15 protein-coding genes and 1 other RNA gene are annotated in these 18,901 nt (G+C 67.9%); 12 read left to right on the top strand and 4 right to left on the bottom strand.

What is annotated here, in order from left to right:
• Positions 1-705 (top strand): ABC transporter permease, encoded by a 705-nt coding sequence (locus JNG39_RS17220; RefSeq protein WP_368313167.1) that lies wholly within the window; start codon positions 1-3, stop codon positions 703-705.
• A gap of 153 nt (positions 706-858) precedes the next feature.
• Here the strand turns inward: JNG39_RS17220 and JNG39_RS17215 are convergent, their stop codons facing one another.
• Entirely contained in the window at positions 859-2,910 is a 2,052-nt protein-coding gene (locus JNG39_RS17215) for a M13 family metallopeptidase (RefSeq protein ID WP_368313166.1), read from the bottom strand.
• Between the two features lie 215 nt (positions 2,911-3,125).
• On the opposite strand from JNG39_RS17215, the gene JNG39_RS17210 reads away from it, so the two are divergent.
• The 3 genes from JNG39_RS17210 to JNG39_RS17200 all read left to right on the top strand — a co-directional run bounded on the left by JNG39_RS17210 (position 3,126) and on the right by JNG39_RS17200 (position 7,432).
• Positions 3,126-3,902, top strand: a complete 777-nt coding sequence (locus JNG39_RS17210) for a TenA family transcriptional regulator (protein WP_368313164.1) — start codon at positions 3,126-3,128, stop codon at positions 3,900-3,902.
• 107 nt (positions 3,903-4,009) lie between these two features.
• The gene (locus JNG39_RS17205) at positions 4,010-6,706 is read left to right on the top strand and encodes a putative bifunctional diguanylate cyclase/phosphodiesterase (RefSeq protein WP_368313163.1); all 2,697 of its coding nucleotides are present in this window, start codon (positions 4,010-4,012) and stop codon (positions 6,704-6,706) included.
• A 57-nt stretch (positions 6,707-6,763) separates the two neighbouring features.
• Positions 6,764-7,432 (top strand): HAD family hydrolase, encoded by a 669-nt coding sequence (locus tag JNG39_RS17200; RefSeq protein WP_368313162.1) that lies wholly within the window; start codon positions 6,764-6,766, stop codon positions 7,430-7,432.
• Positions 7,433-7,560: 128 nt separating this feature from the next.
• Here JNG39_RS17200 and JNG39_RS17195 read toward each other — a convergent pair whose 3' ends face one another.
• From JNG39_RS17195 to rsmI, 3 genes are all read right to left on the bottom strand, one after another.
• Complete coding sequence (locus JNG39_RS17195) at positions 7,561-7,932, bottom strand: YraN family protein (protein ID WP_368313160.1); 372 nt, start codon at positions 7,930-7,932, stop codon at positions 7,561-7,563.
• Positions 7,933-7,967: 35 nt separating this feature from the next.
• Positions 7,968-9,785: a penicillin-binding protein activator gene (locus JNG39_RS17190; RefSeq protein ID WP_368313158.1), complete on the bottom strand. Its 1,818-nt coding sequence runs from the start codon at positions 9,783-9,785 to the stop codon at positions 7,968-7,970.
• Positions 9,786-9,947: 162 nt separating this feature from the next.
• On the bottom strand, positions 9,948-10,775 hold the full coding sequence (rsmI, locus tag JNG39_RS17185; RefSeq protein ID WP_368313157.1) for a 16S rRNA (cytidine(1402)-2'-O)-methyltransferase: 828 nt from the start codon (positions 10,773-10,775) through the stop codon (positions 9,948-9,950).
• A 51-nt stretch (positions 10,776-10,826) separates the two neighbouring features.
• Here rsmI and rnpB point away from each other — a divergent pair.
• The 8 genes from rnpB to mraY all read left to right on the top strand — a co-directional run bounded on the left by rnpB (position 10,827) and on the right by mraY (position 18,898).
• An RNA gene (gene rnpB / locus JNG39_RS17180) (RNase P RNA component class A) lies at positions 10,827-11,192 on the top strand.
• Positions 11,193-11,488: 296 nt separating this feature from the next.
• Complete coding sequence (gene mraZ, locus JNG39_RS17175; protein ID WP_247370374.1) at positions 11,489-11,935, top strand: division/cell wall cluster transcriptional repressor MraZ; 447 nt, start codon at positions 11,489-11,491, stop codon at positions 11,933-11,935.
• A gap of 45 nt (positions 11,936-11,980) precedes the next feature.
• Entirely contained in the window at positions 11,981-12,904 is a 924-nt protein-coding gene (gene rsmH / locus JNG39_RS17170) for a 16S rRNA (cytosine(1402)-N(4))-methyltransferase RsmH (RefSeq protein ID WP_368313155.1), read from the top strand.
• Positions 12,901-13,173: a cell division protein FtsL gene (gene ftsL, locus JNG39_RS17165; protein ID WP_368313154.1), complete on the top strand. Its 273-nt coding sequence runs from the start codon at positions 12,901-12,903 to the stop codon at positions 13,171-13,173. The genes rsmH and ftsL overlap by 4 nt, the downstream gene beginning before the upstream one ends.
• Positions 13,170-14,975, top strand: a complete 1,806-nt coding sequence (locus tag JNG39_RS17160) for a peptidoglycan D,D-transpeptidase FtsI family protein (RefSeq protein ID WP_368313152.1) — start codon at positions 13,170-13,172, stop codon at positions 14,973-14,975. Before ftsL ends, JNG39_RS17160 begins: the two co-directional genes overlap by 4 nt.
• Positions 14,972-16,465: a UDP-N-acetylmuramoyl-L-alanyl-D-glutamate--2,6-diaminopimelate ligase gene (locus JNG39_RS17155; protein WP_368313150.1), complete on the top strand. Its 1,494-nt coding sequence runs from the start codon at positions 14,972-14,974 to the stop codon at positions 16,463-16,465. The genes JNG39_RS17160 and JNG39_RS17155 overlap by 4 nt, the downstream gene beginning before the upstream one ends.
• A complete protein-coding gene (gene murF / locus JNG39_RS17150; RefSeq protein ID WP_368313148.1) occupies positions 16,462-17,826 on the top strand; it encodes a UDP-N-acetylmuramoyl-tripeptide--D-alanyl-D-alanine ligase in 1,365 nt (454 codons plus the stop codon). Before JNG39_RS17155 ends, murF begins: the two co-directional genes overlap by 4 nt.
• Entirely contained in the window at positions 17,816-18,898 is a 1,083-nt protein-coding gene (gene mraY, locus JNG39_RS17145) for a phospho-N-acetylmuramoyl-pentapeptide-transferase (RefSeq protein ID WP_247370358.1), read from the top strand. Before murF ends, mraY begins: the two co-directional genes overlap by 11 nt.
• Positions 18,899-18,901: the final 3 nt, after the last annotated feature.

The following is an 18,901-nucleotide window of genomic DNA, read 5'->3' as shown; positions in this document are numbered from 1 at the left end:
GTGCTTCCGGCTATCGCGCTGGCGTTGCTGCTGATGGCGATGCCGCATGCGGGCGGGTGGTTCCATGCGTGGATGCCGGAGCTCTCGCATCCGCTGTACACGCGCACGTCGTTCGTGGCACTGACGGCGTCGCACGTCGCGCTCGTGCTGTCGGCGACCGTGCTGTCCACGGTGGTGGGGCTGTCGCTCGGGATTCTCGCCACGCGACCGGCGGGGCGGTCGCTGTTGCCGACGGTGCGCGCGGTGGCGGTGATCGGCCAGACCTTTCCGCCGGTGGCGGTGCTCGCCATCGCCGTGCCGCTGCTCGGTTTCGGTGCCGCGCCGACCTTCGTGGCGCTCGCGCTCTATGGCGTGCTGCCCGTGCTGGGGCAAACCGTGGCGGGACTCGATGCGGTCTCGCCCGCCGCGTTGCACGCGGCCGACGGCATGGGCTATGGGCGCTGGCGTCGATTGCTCGACGTGGAGTTGCCGTTGGCGGCGGGTCCGATCATGGCGGGCGTGCGCCTGTCGGCGATCGTCAGCGTGGGCACGGCGACCATCGGTTCAGCGGTGGGGGCGACGACGCTGGGATCGCCGATCGTCGAGGGATTGGTGGGCAACAACACCGCGTACGTGGTGCAGGGGGCGTTGCTGGTGGGAGCGTTGGCGTTAACGGTGGATGGGGTGCTGGGCGTGGTGGAGCGGAAGATACGGCGAGGGGTTTAGAGCCGCATCGTCGCTCACGGATAAGCGACTTCACGGCGCTGGGTCCCTGCGTGCGCAGGAACGACGAGCGGCAACATGAACTCCCGTCGCCCCTGCGTACGCAGGGGCCCAACGCCGTGTTTTCCGGTTTTCGCGACTCGGTCGCTACGCGCTTTACCAGATCCGCACGCGCTGCGTCGGATCCAGGTACAGCTTCTGCCCCGGCTGCGGCTTGAACGCGTCGTACCACGGATCGAGGTTGCGCACCGTCTGCGCGCGGAACGGTCCCGGCGCATGGCCGTCGCCGATCACCTGCTGGCGCAACGCCGCGTCGCGGGTCTTCGTACGCCAGCTCTGCGCGAAGGCGAGGAAGAAACGCTGGTCGCCGGTGAGGCCGTCGATCACCGGCGCGGGCTTGCCGCCGAGGCTTTCCTTGTAGGCCGCATAGGCGATGGCCAGGCCCGGCAGGTCGGCGATGTTTTCCCCCAGCGTCTGCTGGCCGTTGATGTGCAGGCCGGGCAGCGGCTCGTACTGGTTGAACTGCTCGACGAGGCGCTGGCCGGCTTCCTTGAAGTGTTTCTGGTCCGCGTCCGTCCACCAGTTGGCGAGACGTCCCTGCGCGTCGAATTCGGCGCCGGTGTTATCGAAGCTGTGGCTGATCTCGTGACCGATCACGGCGCCGATGGAACCGTAATTGGACGCGGCGTCGGCCTTCGGGTCGAAGAACGGCGCCTCGAGGATCGCCGCCGGGAAATTCAGCGCGTTCTGCAACGGCAGGTTCACCGCGTTGACCGTCTGCGGCGTCATCCACCATTCGTCGCGATCCACCGGCTTGTCCAGCTTGGCGACCTGATGCCGGTATTCGGCAAGTTCCGCGCGGTTGTGGTTGCCGAAGGCATCGTCGGGGCGGATCTCGAGCTTGCCGTAGTCGCGCCAGGTATCCGGGTAGCCGACGCCGACCTTGATGGTGGCGATCTTGGCCTTGGCCTTCTGGCGGGTGGCGGGCGACATCCAGTCGATGGTGTCCACGCGGGCGTCGAAGGCCTTCAGGATGTTCTTGACCATGTCCTGCACTTCCGCGCGCGAAGAGGCCGGGAAGTATTTCTTCACGTAGATCTGGCCCACGGCGTCGCCGAGGTCGGCGTTGGTCAGGCCCAGCGCGCGCTTCCAGCGATCGCGCTGCTTGGGGGTGCCCGTGAGCGTCTTGCCGTGGAAGTCGAACGAGAGCTGGTCGAAGGCCTTGGGCAGCACGAAGGCGTTTTCGTCGAGGGCGTGGAAACGCAGCCAGGCCTTCCAGGTGTCCAGCGGCTCGCTGGCCACCAGGGCGGCGAACTTCGTCACCGTGGACGGCTGCCAGACGATGAAGGTGGGCTGGTCGTCGAGGCCGGCCGCCTTGAAGTAGGCGTTCCAGTCGATGCCCGGCGCCTTGGTGGCGAATTCGGCGCGCTTCCAGGGGTTGTTGGCCTTGTGGATGTCCTCGCTTTCGACGATGGAGAGCTGGGCCTGGGCGATCTTCGTTTCCAGCGCCACGACGGCCTTCGCCTTGGCGGCGGCGTCCGGCGTACCGGCCTGGGCGAGCAGGGCCTGGACGTAGGCGGCGTACTTCGTGCGCGCCTCCACCATGTCCTTGTCGTCCTTGAGGTAGTAGTCGCGGTTGGGCATGCCCAGGCCACCCTGCAGCAGGTACGGGTAGTTCTTCGACGGGTCGTCCAGGCCCTGGGCCACGAACAGGCCGAGCAGGTGGCCGGTGTCCAGGTGGGTGGCGTTGATGGGATCGAGGTCGGCACGCAACTGCGCGCCGAGGGCGGTGGAGAGCGCGGGCTTGTCCTTGATGGCGTCGATGGCCGCGAGTGCCGGCTCGATCGGCTTGAGACCCGCCTTCTCGATGGCGGCCTCGTCCATGAACGCCTTGTAGTAGTCGGCGATCAGCCGTTCGTTGCTGCCCGCCGGCGCGTTGGCCGCCGCCGCTTCCTTGACCAGGTCGGCGTTGCGCTTCTCGGCCTTCTCGAACACCTGCAGAAAGATGCCCGTGCTGGCCCGATCGGCGGGGATCTGTGCCGTCTTTTCCCAGGCGCCGTTGGCGTAGGCGTTGAAGTCATCGCCCGGCTTGACGGAGCGGTCCATGCCTTTCTGGTCCACGCCCGAGGGAGCGCCGGCGGCGAGGACCGCGGAAGAAGCCAGCGAGCAGGCGATGGCTGAAGCGAGCAGCCGGGGGAGGGTGGCCATGGGTGCGGTTCCTTGAGGACGTGGACGCACACGATAAGCCCAGGCCTCCCGCTTTTGTCCATGACCGATGGACTAGCCGTCGCGCTTTCCGGGCGTTGGCGGGGGTTGTGCGCTAATGGCCGTCCGGCCTCGCAACGGGGCCGGCCAGGGTGTGGGCCGAGGGTCGCCCCCGGTCCGCCCGGACCATCCCACAGCTGATCCCAGGAGATCGCTATATGAACGCACGTTTCGAACTGACCGGCCCGCAGACCGACATCGCCAGTTATCCGCAGTGGGCCCAGGACATGGTGTCCGACTGCGCCGACGCCCGGCACGACATCGTCAGCCACGAGATGTGGACGGCGATGTGCGCCGCCACGCTCGACGCGGAAACCACCCGCAACTTCATGGTGGGCGTGTGGCCGGTGATCGAGCGCTTCCCGGGCTACATGTCCCACAGCCTGCTCAAGACCCGTTACGGCCGCAGCCCGGGCGACGACCTCGCCCGGCGCTGGCTGGTGCGCAACATCCGGGTGGAGCAGAACCATGCCGAGTACTGGCTCAACTGGGCCGAAAGCGCCGGAGTGTCGCGCGACGAGGTGCTCAATGCCGAGCCGCCCAAGGGTTCCCAGGCCCTGGCCGCCTGGTGCGAGGAGGTGACCCGCAACGATTCGCTGGCCGCGGGCATCGCCGCCACCAACTACGCGGTGGAGGGCGCCACCGGCGATTGGTCGCAAATCGTCTACGACAGCAAGGCCTACGCGGAAAGTCTGCCGATTAACGGCCGCAAAGCCGGGCTGCGGTGGCTTCAGCTCCACGCCGCATATGACGATACTCACCCCTGGGAAGCCCTGGAGATCGTTTGCACCCTGTTGGGACGCAACCCTCCGGTGGACCAGGTGGAGCACATCCGGGAGTGCGTCCGCCGCAGTTACGTCAGTATGAGCATCACGCTGGACCGCTGCATGGATGGCCTGACCTCGATCCGCAGGTTGAACGAGGCTGCCGCGTAACGCCAAAGTAGGGGACGATGTGGCGCACCATCACCAGGCAACGAACGACCGGGGTATCGATGCGATCCGCTGAAACCAGTCAGACATTGCCGCTCGCAAGGCGCCTGATGCCGCTGGCGTACGCGTTGGTCGCGGTCGTGGGTCTCGTGCTGGCCCTCACCTGGGGTGCGCTGCAGGTCCAGGTGACTCTCGCCGGTTTCCTCAACGGCGAGAGTCTCTGGTCCAAGGCGCAGAAAGAGTCGGTCATCACCCTCGACGCCTACGCCTCGCATGGCCGGCCGGGCGACCTGGCCGACTTTCGCCGCAACTACGCCGTGATGATGGCCGATCGCCAGGCCCGCGACGCGATCGCCAGCGGGCATTTTTCGCATGCGGAAGTGAAGGACGCCTTCGCCCGCGGCGGTGTGATTCCCGAAGCCATCCCGGGGATGGTGTTCATCTTCCAGTATTTCGACGGCATGCCCTATGTGCGCGAGGCGGTTGCCGAGTGGCGGTCGGTCGACGGCAGCCTGGCCGAGTTGAAGGAGATCGCCGACCGGCTGGAGCGCGGCTACGCGTCGCGCACCGTGCAGCCCGCGGACGTCGGCGCCGAGCGCGAGCGCATCGGCGCGCTCAACACCTATATCGAGCCCAGGGCCAAGGCGTTTTCGCTTTACATCGCCAACGGCGCCTCGTGGCTGGGCCGCGTGCTATTCGTCACCGTGCTGGGCGTGGCGATACTCGCTTCCCTGTTGTGGCTGCGCATGGCCACGCGCGTGCTCGCGGGCATTCGCGGCACCGAGGAACGCTACAGCCTGCTGTTCGACAGCGCCGCCGATGCCATCTTCATGGTCGACGAGGCCTCCGGGCGCATCCTCGACGCCAACCGCCGCGCCGCCAGCTGGATCGGCTGCGCGCGACACGAACTGAGCGGCATCCAGCTCGCCAGCCTCTTCGTCGAAGGGTCGGCCTATTCGGGCGTGGGCACCTTGCGCGGGGCCGACGGCATGCTGCGTCCGGTGGAAACCCAGAGCAGCCTGGTCGTGTGGGGCTCACGGCAGGTCTGCCAGGCCATCGTGCGCGACATATCCGACCGCGTGGCGATGGAGCAGGAGCGCAAGATCGCCGCGGAGGCACTGGCCAGCATCGCCGAAGGCGTGATCATCGCCGACGCCGACCGCCGCGTGACCACGGCCAACGATGCCCATACGGCGCTCACCGGCATGTCGGTGCAGGCACTGCGGCGCACCCGCTTCGACGCCACCCGCACGTTGCCCGACGGTCGGCCGCTGCCGGCGTCGCTGTGGGAGGCCGTGGCGGCGGGGAACAACTGGCAGGGCGAGGTGGAAAGCCGCCGCGCCGACGGCACCACGTATCCGGAATTGATGAGCATCAGCTCCATCCGCGATGCGGAGGGCCGTCCCCAGCACTACGTGGCGGTGGTCTCGGACATGACGGCGCGCAAGGCCGATCGCCAGCGCCTGCAACACCTGGCCACGCATGATCCGCTCACCGGCCTGGTCACCCGCTCGGAATTCGAGCGTCTCTGCGCCGAGGCCATCACGCGCGCCGCGCACGAACGCGGGGCGGTCGCGGTGCTTTTCGTCGACCTGGATGCGTTCAAGGTCATCAACGACAGCTACAGCCATGCCATCGGCGACGCCTTGCTCATGCGCGTCGCCGAGCGCATCCGGGCGCAGCTTTCGACCCACGACGTGGCCGGCCGCATCGGCGGCGACGAGTTCACCATCCTGCTCGGCGACCTGCGCTCGCGCGAAGAGGCCATGCTCGTCGCCGAGGCCCTGCTGGGCGCGCTCGCACGACCGTTCGACCTGGACGATTACGAGCTCTACGTGAGCGCGAGCATCGGCATTGCCGGTTATCCGCTCGATGGCAACGACCCGGTCACCCTCATCGCCAACGCCGACGCGGCCATGTACGTGGCCAAGACGGAAGAGCGCAATGCCTTGCGCTTCTATACGCCCAAGATGCACGCCGATGCGCGCCGTCGCCTGAAGCTCGCCTCGGAGTTGCGCCAGGCGCTCGCGCGCAACGAGTTCCAGTTGCTCTACCAGCCCAGCGTGGAAATGCGCACGGGCCGCATCGTGGCGGTGGAGGCCCTGATCCGCTGGCGCCACCCGGAACGCGGCAGCGTGCCGCCGGACGAATTCATTCCCATCGCCGAGAGCCTGGGACTGATTCGCCAGATCGACCAATGGGTGATGGAGAACGCCTGCGCGCAACTGGTGCTCTGGGACCAGATGCGCATGCCGCCACTGCGGATGGCGGTGAACGTGTCGGCCGGATCTTTCGCCCATCCCGAATTCCTCCCTGGCGTGAGCCAGGCCCTGACGAAGACCGGCGTGCCGGCCAACCGGCTGCTGGTCGAGCTGACCGAAAGCGCGATCCTGCGCCTGGGCGAGGACACCGAGCGGGCGATGCTCGCGCTGCACAAGCTGGGCGTGGCGGTGGCCATCGACGACTTCGGCACCGGGTATTCCTCGCTGGCCTACCTGAAGTTGCCGGCCGTGGCCTACCTCAAGATCGATCGCTCGTTCATCGCCGGCCTGCCCACCAACGGCAACGACGTGGCCATCACCGAGGCGATGCTGGCCATCGCCCGCAGCCTCGACCTGCACACGATCGCCGAGGGCATCGAAGGCGAGGCGCAGCACGATTTCCTGCTGCGTGCCGGTTGCCAGGAAGGCCAGGGCTTCCTCTATTCGCGTCCCTTGCCGCCGGACGAGATCGAACGGTTGCTGGTACCCCGCGCATCCGCCGCGTCGGGCAAGCGCCTTTCGCTGGTGCCGCCGAAGCGGGCCTAGGGTTTACCGTGGCGAACCCCATATGATGTCCATCGTTTTCACGAAGGACGTTTTCCCGTGTCTTCCCGCGATGCCATCGTTTTCCTGTTCGACGTCGACAACACCCTGATCGACAACGACCGTTTCAGCGCCGACCTGGCCGACCGCCTGGAACGCGACTTCGGCGCCGAGGGGCGCGAGCGCTACCGGGCCATCGACAAGGAGATCCGCGGACAGGTCGGTTACGCCGACTACCTGGGCGCGTTGCAACGGCTACGCGGCAAGGACAGCGATCCCCGGTTCATGGGGATGTCGTTCTTCCTGCTCGATTATCCGTTCGACGAGCGCCGGTTCCCTGGCGTGCTCGAAACCGTCGACCACCTGCGTACGCTGGGACGTCCGGTGATCATGTCCGACGGCGATACGGTGTTCCAGCCGCGCAAGATCCGCCGGGCCGGATTGTGGGACGCCTTCCGCGGCGACGTGCTGATCTACGTGCACAAGGAAGAGATGCTCGACCACATGCGGGCGACTTATCCGGCCGATCACTACGTCATGGTGGACGACAAGCCGCGCATCCTCGTGGCGATGAAGAAGCTTCTGGGCGACAAGGTGACCACGGTGTTCGTGAAGCAGGGGCACTATGCGGTCGAGAGCGAGTTCAATGGCACGCCGCCCGATATCACCGTGGCTTCGGTGGCCGAATTGGCGGCGCTGGGGCGCGAGGCGTTTCTCGCTCCGGCCTGACGTCGACGCGGACCCTTCGCCGATGCGATCGGCTCCCACCCCTTCGGTAGGCAGGTCGTCGGAGCCGTTTGGCTGGAAAGTCGTCGCGGCTTTGCTACCGAAGGGTGGGAGCCGATCGTATCGGCGAATCACGGTTCGAAGGCGCCACGGATCCACTCGACGTTCGACCCCTCGAACGCCACCACGTCGAACCGGCAAGGCCGCAACGCATCGCGCGGCCGTCGCGCTAGCCACACAAGCGCTGCGCTCACGATGCGCCGCCGCTTGGTCGCCGTGATCGACGCCAACGCTCCGCCGAACGCCGCGCCGCGCCGGTAACGCACCTCGACGAACACCAGCGTGTCATCGTCGCGCATCACCAGATCGATCTCCCCGTGCCGGCAGAGGAAATTCGCCTGCACGAAGCAAAGTCCGCGCGTTTCCAGAAACGATCGCGCCGCGCCCTCGAAACGATCTCCGGTGGCGCGGCGCGCGGTGGTCTTGCGGGAGGTGGTATTCAACGCGGACTCCTTTCCGCGCCGGGGTAGGGAGGGGATCAGCCGCCGCCGTTCTCGACGTCGGGGGCCGTGGCCGGCGCTTCGAGTTCGAGGCTACCGGCGACCGGACGGGCCACGCCGTCGGTGAAGCGCGCCCAGATGAGTACGCGACGCACCCGTCCGAATTCGTCGGCCACCAGCTGGCCAGTGGCGCCGGGCAGGTAGCTGCCGGGATGGCCCCGCATCCAGTCGACGTAGGGCACCAGGCCCCAGGCGTCCATGCCGAACGCGAACAGGCGGGCGGCCACGCCGCGCGTGGCCGGGATGGCATTGGCCAGGTCACCGCGACGGGCCAGGCCCGGTTGCGCGTCGAACAGCCAGGGCGCATCGCAGAACTCCACGCCTTCGAGGTCGCGATCCGACGAGGGATCGTCGTTGCCCGCGTATACGTGCGAGGTGGCGAACACCGGAAGGGTGTTTTTCGCCAGGCGCAGCTGGGGCAGCAGCAGGCGGGCCTGCTGCGGCTTCATGCTGATGAACACGCCGGCATCGGCCTGCTCCTCGGGGCTTTCGCCGACGTTGATGCCGGAGAGCTGCGAGGCGAAATCGATGCTTGCCGCATCCAGCGTGACCTGGCTCACCAGCGTGCCGCCGCGGGCCTGCCATTCGGCCTTGAAGGCGTTGCCGGCGCGGCGTGCGAAATCGTCGGTGGAGACGATCACCACCGCCTTGTGCAGGCCGCGATCGGCCATGTGGTCGGCGACCTGGGCGCCCTCGGTTTCCGGCAGCAGGCCGAACTCGCTGGCGCCGGACGGCGGCAGGTTCTTGTTGTCGCTGGGATAGTTCAGGGTGAGCATCGGGGCGGGCAGCGCGCCCTTGGCGAAGATCGCCGACACGCCCTCGCGGTTGAGCGGGCCGACGACGAAGTTCGCACCGTCGGCCACGGCCTTGTCGTAGGCGGACACGGCGTGCGCCGCGTCGTTGCCCGAGTCGTACACCACTACCTGCGGCCGCGGTGCGTTGGCGTGCGCCGAGTCGACGTAGTTGGTGAAGAAGCCGTCGCGGATCGCGGCCCCCGCGCCGGCCAGAGGGCCGCTCAGCGGCAGCAGGAGCGCCACCTTGTTCGGCACCTTGTAGCCTTCGCGCACGTTCTTGTCGCCCGTGACCGTACCCACCGCCTGGTCGAGTACGGCCGGGCTGCGGGTGGCGCTGCCGAGACGGCTCTGCGCTTCCACCACCCAGGGCCGCATCGGATCCTCGGCGGCCATCGGCGCCAGCCGTTCGGCCAGCGGCTGCGCGCCGAGGCCGGTAAGCAGGGTGAGGATCTCGCGGCGGTTTTCCTCGCGGTCGATGCCGTGCAGCTGTCCGTCCATCTCCACGCGGGTCTGCGCGGCGCTCCACGGATCGCCCGAGGCCGCCTGCGCGCGGGCGCGCAATTCGGCCAGCCGCTGGGCGATCTGCGCCGAGACACGCGACGACGGCTTGCCGGTGAGCGAGAGGGCGGTAGCGGGGTCGTTCTTCTTCAGCGCGATCTCGGCGCGCAGGGCGTCGAAGCGCAGGGCGTCCTCGCCTTCCAGGCGGGAGCGGCGGATGTCGGCCACCACCGGCGCGGCCCGGTCGAGCGCACCTTCCTGGCGATAGGCCTCGGCGGCGAGGAGCTTGAAGTAATCGCGGTGCGCGCCGTCCTGTTCGGCGAGGGCGAGATAGGCCTGCGCGGCCTGGTCGAACTGGCCCTTGGTGTAGAGGGCCTGCGCCGCCTGCGTCGCCTCGCCCGACGGCGCGGCGCCATGCGGTTGGGTGGTGCCGCCCGGCGTTACGCAACCGGCGAGGCCGGCGGTCAGGAGGAAGCCGAGGGTGGTGGCACGCATCGCTCGCATCGCGTTTTTCCTTGGTTGGACGCCGTCAAACGCCCGGATCATAGCTGATCGATCTGAATGGCCGGTGTGATGTGCCGGTCATACCGATTCGCCGATGCGATCGGCTACCACGCCTGCTACCGAAGGGGTGGGAGCCGATCGCATCGGCGAAGGGTGCTCGCCTCAGGCCCCGTAAAGCGCCTTCCGCGGCGCCCCCGTGATCGCCGCCGCCAGCTTCGCCGCCTTCGCCGGCGGCAGTTCCTCTTTCAGGATGCCGAACACGCGAAGCCCTTCGGCGATGCGTTCGTCCTCGCCCGTCTCGCGGCCGGCCACCATCACCACGAATTCGCCCTTCTGCTGGTTGGGATCGGCCTTCACCTGCTCGACCAGCCCGGCCAGCGGTGCACCGAGTACCGTTTCGAAGAGCTTGGTGAGCTCGCGGGCTACCACGGCTTCCCGGTCTGCGCCGAACGCCTCGCGCATGTCTTCCAGGCTTTCGACGATGCGGTGCGACGACTCGTAGAAGATGAGCGTGCGCGATTCACCGGCCAGTTCGGCCAATCGCGAGCGGCGGGCGCCGGCCTTCGCGGCGAGGAAGCCCTCGAACACGAACCGGTCGCTCGGCAATCCGGCCACGGACAGCGCGGCCACCACGGCGCTGGGTCCCGGCACGGGGCTTACCTTCAATCCGGCCATGCGCGCCGCGCGGACGAGGCGGAAGCCCGGGTCGCTGATCAGCGGCGTGCCGGCGTCGGAGACCAGGGCCACGTCGACGCCCCCGCGCATGCGCTCGACGAGGCCGTCGACGGCGGTGCGTTCGTTGTGGTCGTGCAGCGCCACCAGCGGCGTGTCGATGCCCAGGTGCTGCAGCAGGGGGCGCGTGTGCCGGGTGTCCTCGGCGGCGATCACCGCGACCCTGCGCAGCGTCTCGATGGCGCGCGCGCCGATGTCGTCGCGATTGCCGATGGGCGTGGCGACGACGTGCAGGATGCCGTGGCGGGCTGTGGACATCGTGGGTTCCGGTGGGGGCGACCGGGCATTCTATGCCCTATACTCCGCGATGGAGTCGGCCGGACAGTCGCGTCGCGCCTCGTGCGCGTCGAGGAAAGTCCGGGCTCCACAGGGCAGGGTGCCAGGTAACGCCTGGGCAGCGTGAGCTGACGGCCAGTGCAACAGAGAGCAGACCGCCGATGGCCCCGCGAGGGGATCAGGTAAGGGTGAAAGGGTGCGGTAAGAGCGCACCGCGTGCGGGGCTAACGTCGCACGGCACGGTAAACCCCACCCGGAGCAAGACCAAATAAGGGAACCATGACGCGGCCCGCGTCGTTCCCGGGTAGGTTGCTGGAGCCTGGCGGCGACGCCAGGCCGAGAAGAATGACTGTCACGTCGCAAGACGCACAGAACCCGGCTTACAGGCCGACTCCTTTTTCTTCCGGCACGGGCGGAGCGTCTTCCACGACGCTCCGCCCGCGTTTTACCTAAACCCCCATTCAGTCAAGGCCCGAATTTCGTCTCCGGGCGCAGCCCTATGTGTCAGCCCTCGTCGTAAAAAACCCCAACGATTCAACCACCTTCCGCCGGTTCCTCATAAATGGCTGGAATTGGTGATGAACCGCGCCTTTCTCCTTGATTCACAAGAAAAATTTCCTTGACAGTCTCAAGGGGCGAGACTATCGTGGGCTCCGGTGTGAAATCGTGGGATTTAGTGGGGTAACCAGCCAGTCATGTTCCAAGGCGAAACCGCCATCACGGTCGACGACAAGGGTCGTCTGACGATTCCGACCTCGTATCGGGATCTGGTGGCCGACGCCTGCGCGAACCGGCTGGTGATCGCCTACAACCCCTTCGAGACGGGCTGTCTGTGGATCTTTCCGTACGCGGAGTGGGAACAGGTCCGCGACCAGGTCAACGCGCTCCCCAGCGTCAAGGCCGTGCATCGCGCGCTGCAGATGAAGCTGGTGGGCGCCGCCGCCATCGTCGAGCCCGACGGTGCGGCACGCGTGCTCCTGCCGGCCAGCCAACGGGCCGCCGCTGGCATAGAAAAAAAGGCCGTGTTGCTCGGCATGGGCAACAAGTTCGAACTCTGGAGCGAACAGGCCCACCTCGCGAAGATCCGCCAGACCATCGGCGAGGACGAGATAAGCGACGACATGGCGGAGCTGCGGTTGTGACGACGAACTGATCATTTGACTGAAGTACGGGAGCGGGATGTGGCGATGGCGGGGCGCGAAGTGCACATCCCGGTGATGCTCGACGAAGTGGTGGAGGGCCTCGCCTTGCGCGAGAACGGGCGCTATCTGGATGGGACATTCGGCCGCGGCGGTCACGCCCGGGCCATCCTTTCCCGTCTCTCCGCCGACGGCCGCCTGTTCCTCATGGATCGCGATCCCACGGCCATCGCCGTGGCCGAAGCCGGTCTCGCCACCGATCCGCGCGTCAGCCTGCGCCACGACAATTTCGCCACCATGGGCGAATGGGCCGCGCTCGAGGGCGGCCTCGACGGCATCCTGCTCGACCTCGGCGTTTCCTCGCCGCAGCTCGACGACGCCAGCCGCGGCTTCAGCTTCATGGCCGATGCGCCGCTGGACATGCGCATGGACCCCACCCGCGGCATCAGTGCCGCCGATTTTCTCGCCCAGGCCGACGAAGCCGAGATCGCCGACGTGCTGTGGACCTTCGGCGAAGAGCGCTTCAGCCGCCGCATCGCCCGCGCCATCGTCGAACGCCGCGCCACCTCGCCGATCATGCGCACCGGCGAGTTGTCCGAGCTGGTGGCCCGTTGCGTCGGCCGCCGCGAGCCGGGCAAGAATCCGGCCACGCGCACCTTCCAGGCGCTGCGCATCCGCGTCAACGCCGAACTGGAGTCGATCGAGCGCGGCCTCGAGGCCGCGTTGGAACGGCTCAACGTCGGCGGCCGCCTCGCCGTCATCAGCTTCCACTCGCTGGAAGACCGCACGGTGAAGCAGTTCATCCGTTCGCACGAAGGCCGCGTGCAGGGCAACCGCCGCGCGCCGCCCACCGAAGCGAAGCCCGCCCGCCTCAAGCCGGTCGGCAAGGCGATCTTCCCCTCCGCCGCCGAGATCGCCGCGAATCCGCGGTCGCGCTCGGCGGTGCTGCGCATCGCGGAGAAGCTCGCATGAAGGTCTTCGGCGCCCTCTGCCTGACGATCCTGCTGCTGGCGGTCATCGCCAGCGCGATCGGCGTGGTGTGGACGCGCCACGAAAGCCGCGTGCTCTTCGTCGAGCTGTCGCGCCTGCAGAGCCAGAAGGACGATCTCGGCGTCGAGTATGGCCGCCTCGAGCTGGAGCAGGCCACCTATGCCGAGCCCAGCCGCATCGATGCGGAAGCCCGGGCGCGCCTCGGCATGTTCACGCCGAAACAGCAGGACATCCAGTTGGTGCGCCGATGAAGGCCCGTTACGGCAAGGCAGTAGTGCCCAGCCGCCGTCGCGGCCAGGGCCCGAGCCCGCGCAAGCGCATGACCGTCATGGTGGCGCTGCTGTGCGTGGCCGCCTCCGGCCTGGTCGTGCGCGCGTTCGACCTGCAGGTGGTGCGCAAGCAGTTCTACCAGGACCAGGGCGATGCCCGCTTCCTGCGTGAGATGCCCATCGCGGTGTCGCGCGGCACCATCTTCGACCGCAACGGCGAACCGCTGGCGGTGTCCACGCCGGTCGCCTCGATCTGGGCCAACCCGCCCGAGGTGCTGGAAAACGCCGACCGCATTCCCGAGCTGGCCCATGCGCTGCATGTCGACGCCGACGACCTCAAGCAGAAGATCGAGGCGCGCGCCGACAAGGAGTTCATGTACATCGCCCGCCAGATGCGCCCGGAAGAGGCGCAGGCCATCGTCGACCTCAAGATCCCCGGCATCGCCTCGCAGCGCGAATACCGCCGCTACTACCCGTCGGGCGCGGTGAACAGCCACATCCTCGGCTTCACCAACATCGACGATCACGGCCAGGAAGGCCTGGAACTGGCCTTCGACGAATGGCTGGCCGGCAAGCCGGGCGCCAAGCGCGTGATCCGTGACCGCATGGGCCACGTGGTGGAAGACGTCGAACTGGTCCGCGAGCCGCAGCCGGGCCGCGACCTCACGCTGTCCATCGACCGCCGCATCCAGTACCTCGCCTACAGCTCGCTGAAAGAGGCGCTGGAAAAGAACAAGGCCGACTCCGGCTCCATCGTGGTGATGGACGTGCACACGGGCGAAGTGCTCGGCATGGCCAACCTGCCGTCGTTCAACCCCAATGCGGTGCGCGGCAGCACGCCGCAGGAGCGCCGCAACCGCGCCGTCACCGACGTGGTGGAACCGGGTTCGACGATGAAGGCCTTTACCATGGCGGCGGCGCTCACCAGCGGCAAGTACACGCCCACCTCGCCGTTGATCGAGACCTCGCCCGGCAGCTGGATGATGGGCGGTCATCCCGTGCGCGACACGCACAACTGGGGCACGCTCACGCCCACGGGCGTCATCACCAAGTCGTCCAACGTCGGCGCGGCCAAGATCGCGATGACGCTCGATACCGATTTCCTCTACGACATGTACAAGTCGTTCGGCCTGGGCAACAGCACGGGCAGCGGCTTCCCCGGCGAAGCCTCCGGTTACCTGCCGGTGGGTCGCACCTGGAAGCCGATCGAGAAATCGCGCCTGGCCTACGGTTACAACCTCAATGTCACGCCGATGCAGCTGGCCGCCGGTTACGCCGCCATCGCCAACGGCGGCGCCTACCGCGCGCCGAGCTTCATCAAGGGCGCCGACAATCCGCCCAACCAGATCATCACGCCCGAGGTGGCGCACGAGCTGGTTCGCATGCTCGAGACCGTGCTCGCCCCCGGCGGCACGGGCTACGGTTTCGCTTCGGTCGCCAATTACAGCGTGGCGGGCAAGACCGGCACCTCGCACAAGAACTCGGCGGGCGGCTACTTCGCCAACAACTACATCTCCCTCTTCGTCGGCATGATCCCGGCCAGCAACCCGCGCGTGGTCACCGTCGTGGTGATCAACGATCCCAAGGGCGGCCATTACTATGGCGGTTCGGTCGCCGGCCCGGCCTTCGCCCAGGTGATGCAGGGCGCGGTCCGCCTCCTCGACATTCCGCCCGACAACGTCGGCCGCTGGTACGCCGGCGGGCCGAGCCAGGGCGGCATGATCAGCACCAGCAACGCGCCGCCCCAGGCGGACGAGAGCGCGGCGGAAGAGGTGGTCCCATGACCCTTCGCCTCGCCGAGCTGCTCGACGGGTTCGCCGACACCCAGGGTGCCGGCGATATCGTCGTTTCCGGCCTCGCGCTGGATTCGCGCGAGATCGCGCCCGGCCATGCCTTCGTCGCGCTGCGCGGCCTCAAGAACCACGGCATCGAGTTCGCCGCGAAAGCGGTGCATCAGGGCGCCGTCGCCGTCCTCGCCGAGCCGCCGTTCGACGCCGTCGACGCGGGCGTACCCGTGGTCACCGTGAAGGGGCTGCGCGAGCAGGTCGGCACCATCGCCGCGCGCTTCTACGGTGATCCGTCGAAGGCGCTGGACATCGTTGGCGTCACCGGCACGAACGGCAAGACCTCCACCGTGCAGCTGATCGCGCAGGCGCTGGCCTTCCTCGGCCGCAAGCCGGCCACCGTCGGCACGTTGGGCGCGGGTTTGCACGGCGCCATCGTCGAGGGTGAGCGCACCACCCCCGACGCCATCCGCATGCAGGCGCTGTTCGCCGAATTCCGCGATGCCGGCGCCACGCACGTGGCGATGGAAGTCTCCTCGCATGCGCTGGAGCAGGGCCGCGTCAACGCGGTGGCCTTCGACGTGGCGGTGTTCACCAACCTCACCCGCGACCACCTCGACTACCACGGCACGATGGAAGCCTACGGCGCGGCCAAGGCGAAGCTGTTCGCCTTCGAGGGCCTGCGCGCGGCGGTGATCAACGTCGACGACGCCTTCGGCCTGAAGCTCGCCAAGGGCTTGCCCGAAGGCGTGGCGAAGCTGCGCACCTCGATGGCGCACGACGCCACCGAAAAGGATGCCGAGATCCGCGCCGACATCGTGGTGACTTCGGCCAAGGGCCTGTCGTTCAACCTCAACACGCCGTGGGGCATGCGCACCGTGCGCAGCGCGCTGCTCGGTCGCTTCAACGTCGCCAATCTGCTCGCCGTGGCGGCGGTGCTCGGCGCGCTGGGCGAACCCTTCGATCGCATCCACGCCGCGCTGGAGTCGCTGCAGCCGGTCAACGGCCGCATGAGCCGCCTCGGCGGCGACGGCAAGAAGCCGCTCGTGGTGGTCGACTACTCGCACACCCCCGATGCCCTGAAGCAGGCGCTGCTGGCGCTGCGTTCGCATACCAAGGGTCGCCTGATCTGCGTGTTCGGCGCGGGTGGCGATCGCGACCAGGGCAAGCGCCCGATCATGGCCGGCATCGCCGAGCGCCTTGCCGACGTCGTGATCGTCACCGACGACAATCCGCGCACCGAAGACGGCGATGCCATCGTGGCCCAGATCGTGGCCGGCTTCGCCCACCCCGACACCGTGATGGTCGAGCGCGATCGCGCCTCGGCCATCGCCCTGGCCCTGGCCGACGCGAAAGCCGACGATGTCGTGCTGATCGCCGGCAAGGGCCATGAAACCTATCAGGAAGGTCCGGAGGGCAAGCGTCCCTTCGACGACCTCGCCGTCGCCGCCGAGGCGATGGCGCCCCGTGCCAAAGGAGTTCGCGCATGATGCGCCTTTCCGCCGTCGCCCTCTGGACCCGCGGCCGCCTGCAGGGCGCCGACGCCGAGGTGACCGGCTTTTCCATCGATACCCGTACGCTGACGCCGGGCGACCTCTTCGTGGCCCTGCCGGGCGAACGCGTCGACGGCCACGATTACGTCGCGCTCGCGGCCCAGAAGGGTGCCGTGGGTGCCCTGGTCACCCGCCCCGTGGACGCGCCGATCGCCCAGGTGATCGTCGACGACACGCAGATCGCGCTCGGCGACCTCGCCAGCGCGGTGCGTGCGCAGAGCAACGTCAGGGTGATCGGTATCACCGGTTCCAACGGCAAGACCACGGTGAAGACGCTCACCGCGTCGATCCTGTCGCGCCATGGCCGCACGCACGTCAACGAAGGCAACTACAACAACGAGCTGGGCATGCCGCTCACCTTGCTGGCGATGCCCGGGGACGCGAAGTACGCCGTGCTCGAAATGGGCGCCGGCAAGCCCGGCGACATCGCCTACCTTGCCGCCATCGCGCGGCCCGATATCGGCCTCGTCAATTCCATCGCGCCCGCGCATCTTGAACGCATGGGCACGATCGAAGGCGTCGCCGAAACCAAGGGCGCGCTGTATCAGGCGTTGCCGTCCGACGGCGTGGCCATCGTCAACGCCGACGACGAACGCTTCGCGCCTTTCTTCATGGGCCTGGCGGGCTCCCGCCGCGTGCTGCGCTACGCGCTGAACCATCGCGCCGACATCGGTGCCGACATCGTCGAGGAGCGCATCGACGGCACGCACTTCGTGCTCTCCACGCCGCACGGCGACGGCGACGTGCGCCTGCCGCTGGCGGGTCGTCACAACGTGGCCAACGCGTTGGCCGCCGCCGCCATCGCCATCGCGCTCGACGTGCCGGTGGAAACGATCGTCGAGGGGCTGGAGCAGGTGCCGCGCGTGGCCGGACGGCTCAACCTCGAGCCGATGCCCGGTGGCTGGACGCTGATCGACGACAGCTATAACGCCAACCCGGGATCCGCCGCCGCCGCCATCGACACGCTGGCGCTGGCCGACGGCGAACGCTGGCTGATCCTCGGCGACATGGCCGAACTCGGCCCCGACGCGGTGAACATGCACGCGAGCATCGGTGCATGGGCGCATGAGCGTGGGGTGCAGCGCCTCTTCGCCGTGGGCTTGAAGAGTGCCGCCGCCGCGCAGGCCTTCGGCCAGGGCGGTATGCATTTCCCATCGCAGGAGGACCTCGTGGAGGCTGCCTGCAAGCAGATCCACGCGGGCGTTACCGTCCTCGTGAAGGGGTCGCGCTCCTCCGGCATGGACCGGGTCGCCGCGGCCATGAAGAAGTACGCTGAAGGAGCATCCCATGCTGCTTGAACTGGCGGAATGGATGGCTCGGCACTTCACGTCGCTGCATCTGTTCCAGTACATCACCTTCCGCGCGATCATGGCGGCGCTCACCGCGCTGTCCGTGTCGCTGCTGCTGGGCCCCGCGCTCATCCGCAAGCTGGCCGCGCTGAAAGCCGGCCAGGTGGTGCGCAGCGACGGTCCGCAGACGCACCTGTCCAAGGCCGGCACGCCGACCATGGGCGGCCTGCTGATCCTCTTCGCCATCGGCATCTCCACGCTGCTGTGGGCCGATCTCGGCAACCGCTACGTGTGGACGGTGCTGTTGGTTACCGTGCTGTTCGGCGTCATCGGCTTCTACGACGACTACCGCAAGCTCGTGCTGAAGGACAGCCGCGGCCTCGCCAGCCGCTGGAAATACTTCTGGCAGTCGGTGTTCGGCCTCGCCGCCGCCGTCTTCCTGTACCACACCGCGCAGCTGCCGGCCGAAACCGCGCTCTACGTGCCGTTGTTCAAGCAGGTGGCGCTGCCGCTCGGCGCGCTGTTCGTGGTGATCGGCTATTTCATCATCGTGGGCTTCTCCAACGCGGTGAACCTCACCGACGGCCTCGACGGCCTCGCGATCATGCCGAGCGTGCTGGTGTCCGGCGCGCTCGGCGTCTTCGCCTACCTCGCTGGCAACAAGCTGTTCTCCGAATACCTCGGCATCCCGTCGATCCCGGGCGCGGGCGAGCTGGCGGTGTTCTGCAGCGCGCTGGCCGGTGCCGGCCTCGGCTTCCTGTGGTTCAACACGTATCCGGCCCAGGTGTTCATGGGCGACGTCGGCGCGCTCGCCATCGGCGCCGCGCTGGGTTGCGTGGCCCTCATCGTGCGCCAGGAAATCGTGCTGCTGGTGATGGGCGGCGTGTTCGTGATGGAAACCGCCTCGGTGATGCTCCAGGTCGGCAGCTTCAAGCTGCGCGGCAAGCGGATCTTCCGCATGGCGCCGATCCACCACCACTTCGAATTGAAGGGATGGCCCGAACCGAGGGTCATCGTCCGTTTCTGGATCATCAGCGTCGTGCTGGTGCTCATCGGTCTCGCCACGTTGAAGGTGCGCTAAGCG

Source organism: Luteibacter sp. CQ10 (assembly GCF_040900725.1).
GTDB lineage: Bacteria > Pseudomonadota > Gammaproteobacteria > Xanthomonadales > Rhodanobacteraceae > Luteibacter.
Note: the sequence above shows the minus strand (reverse complement) of the source record. Positions and strands in the feature narration are given on the sequence as shown.